Origin of the sequence: Diaphorobacter sp. J5-51, assembly GCF_001023515.1 — a bacterium.
GTDB lineage: Bacteria > Pseudomonadota > Gammaproteobacteria > Burkholderiales > Burkholderiaceae_C > Diaphorobacter > Diaphorobacter nitroreducens.
The window spans coordinates 1-1,059 of sequence record NZ_JSYI01000108.1 but is presented as its reverse complement, the minus strand read 5'-3'; the positions used below and the strand labels follow the sequence as shown (position 1 = coordinate 1,059).

General features: G+C 65.8%; 1 protein-coding gene and 1 pseudogene. One reads left to right on the top strand and one right to left on the bottom strand.

The genetic code is table 11. The annotated features are described in order from the left end of the window. A partial coding sequence (istA, locus tag OX89_RS14025; protein WP_047351084.1) for an IS21 family transposase occupies positions 1–876 on the bottom strand: 876 nt, incomplete at its 3' end. Between istA and OX89_RS19180 the strand changes: the two are divergent. Then, positions 854–1,059, top strand: a pseudogene (locus OX89_RS19180) (hypothetical protein); the annotation flags it as partial. The gene istA and the pseudogene OX89_RS19180 overlap by 23 nt on opposite strands.

Genomic DNA, 1,059 nt, shown 5'->3' with positions numbered 1-1,059 from the left:
CAGCAAGGCGGCAATCGCCCGGTTGAGCTCGGCCAGGCTGAAGAAGGTCTGGTGGCGCAGCCTGGCCAGAATCCAGCGCTCGACCACCTGCACAGCGACCTCCACCTTGGGTTTGTCGCGTGGCTTGGCCGGGCGCGCGGGCATCACGGCCAGGCTGTAGTGCGCACAGAGCTCTTCGAGCAGGCGGTGCGCGGTGGGCTCGTAACGGTCGGGTCGGGCCATGAGGGCGCGCGGCTGGTCAGGCACCAGCAGGCGGGGCACGCCGCCGATGAACTCCAGCGCGCTAATGATGCTGGCCACCCAGTCGGTGGCCTTCTGGCTGGCGGTGGCGCAGGCGTAGGTGTAGTTCGATGCGCCCAGCACGGCCACGAAGACCTGGGCCTGGCGTATCTCGCCAGTGTCGGCATCCACCACGGGAACGGTCTGGCCGGCGTAGTCCACAAAGAGCTTGTCACCGCCCGTGTGGGTCTGGCGCATGGAGCGCTGCAGGCGCCGGGCCCAGGCCTTGTACTTCTCGCAGAAGGCGCTGTACTTGTACGCCTGCCCGCTGTGCTGTTGCTGGTATTCCTCCCAAAGCAACTGCAGCGTCACGCCAGGTCGGCGCAGTTCGCGGTGGATGTGGGCGTGGTCGGGTTCAAGGTGCCGGGACTCGCGCGCCACGGGTGGCTTGTAGAGCCGGGCCTGGAGTTCGTCGTCGTTCAGGCTCTGGGCCAGTGCCCAGTCCACGCCGGCCACGCGCGCGTAGCTGGCTATCTCGCTGACAGTGGATTTGGAGATGCCGAGGGCGGCACCGATTTGACGGGTGCTCAAGGCCCCGCGGTGCAGCAGTTGCAGTGTGTGTCGTAGTTTGCTCATGGTGACCCTGGGTGTGGGCATCGCTGGTTCCGGTCAAAAAACCGGGCAGCGTATGCCGCGTTCGGGTCACTCAGAACACCCCGCAGGTGTCCGCCATCAGTTTGGAATGCTGTCCGCCTTCAGCGTGGAACACTGTCCGCCATCACGCTGGAACACTGTCCGCCATCAGCATGGAATCGTGTCCGCCATCGCGTGGAATACGCA